Here is a 1,688-nt window from a genome sequence, read left to right on the forward strand (position 1 = left end):
TAGCCTCGGGATTTCATGCTGATTGAGTGGAAACCCGTGTCAAACACGAAGAATGGTGCCCTGAACTGGGATAATTCGACTTGCGAAGGTTGAATCAGTCCGAGTTCGAGGAGCACCATTCCGGTGAGCAAGTCTACGTCCCCCTACCCACACCTGTCCGCATCGGCCACCGGAACCGGCATCGTGTCGCACGCCGGATCCGTCCTGCTGCTGCGCACCGCGGAGAAGACCGGCCTCGCTACGGCATTGACCACTGAACTTGCCGGTTTCCGGAAACCATCGGCCCGCCACGACCCCGGCATAATCGTCCTCGACCTCGCGCTGTCCCTGGCCATCGGCGGGGACTGTCTCGCCGACATCAACCAACTGCGCGCTCACCCCGAACTCTTCGGCACGATTGCCTCCGACCCGACCGTCTCCCGCCTGATCAGCGTATTGGCCGCCGACGCCGACACCGCCCTGACCGCGATCGGACGCGCCCGCGCCACCGCCCGCTCCCACGCCTGGGCCGCCGCCGGCTCCGCGGCACCGGACCACACCATCGACGAGCAGAACCCGCTGGTCATCGACATCGACGCCACCCTGGTGACCGCACATTCCGAGAAAGAACAGGCGGCTCCGACGTTCAAGCGAGGCTTCGGTTTTCACCCACTATGCGCGTTTGTCGACCACGGAATGGGCGGCACCGGTGAACCCGTCGCGATGTTGCTGCGGCCGGGTAACTCGGGTTCGAACACCGCCGCCGACCACATCACCGTGGTGCAGGACGCACTGGCGCAGCTGCCGTTCGATCCGGGATATCGGGTCGGGAAGAAGGTGCTGGTGCGCATCGACGGCGCTGGCGGCACCCACCACCTGATCGAGTATCTGACCAAGCGCAGGCTCTCGTACTCGGTTGGATTCGGGTTGACCGACACCCACGCCGAGGCGATCGATCTGGTTCCTGATCAAGCGTGGACCCCGGCCTACGACGCCGACGGGCAGGTCCGCGACGGTGCCTGGGTCACCGAGATCACCGACCTGCTCGACCTGTCCACGTGGCCGAAAGGCATGCGCGTGATCGTCCGCAAGGAGCGCCCGCATCCGGGTGCGCAGTTGCGGTTCACCGACCGCGACGGCCTGCGGTTGACCGCGTTCGTGACGAACACGCGCCGCGGGCAGCTCCCTGATCTGGAGCTGCGGCACCGTCGGCGGGCTCGGTGTGAGGACCGGATCCGGTCCGCGAAAGTCACCGGACTACAGAATCTTCCGCTGCACGGTTTCGATCAGAACCGGATCTGGTTGGCGCTCGTGCAACTCGCATGCGAGCTGACGACGTGGATGCAGATGCTCGCGTTGACCGAGGTTCCGGCGCGGCGGTGGGAACCGAAACGGCTGCGGCTGCGGTTGCTGTCGATCGCCGGGAAGATCGCCCGGCATGCCCGCCGTGTTCGTCTGCGGCTGGCCGCGACGGCTCCTGGTGTCGATGTTCTCGTGGCCGGCTTGAACAGGCTCTCGGCGCTACCTGCGCCCGCTTGACCTGTACGTATCTTCTTCTTCGAGACGAAAGGACGCTCAACTCGGGGCTGTGGACCCCGGCGTCACCCGACTGTGTCGGGTAGTCGATCGTGGCCGCACACCGGATCCGCGGTTTCCACACCCAGTCCGAACTGCTCAGGCCGGCGCGTCACCCGCACGAAAGATCGAGG

The 1,688-nt window shown here is 65.6% G+C and carries 1 protein-coding gene; it reads left to right on the forward strand.

Translation table 11 applies throughout. From position 1 onward, the window contains the following. The first annotated feature begins 123 nt into the window (after nucleotides 1–123). A complete protein-coding gene (locus AC0B44_RS21195) occupies nucleotides 124–1,518 on the forward strand; it encodes an IS1380 family transposase (protein ID WP_471904695.1) in 1,395 nt (464 codons plus the stop codon). Nucleotides 1,519–1,688: the final 170 nt, after the last annotated feature.

The sequence above is a fragment of the Rhodococcus sp. NPDC019050 genome, assembly GCF_055664235.1.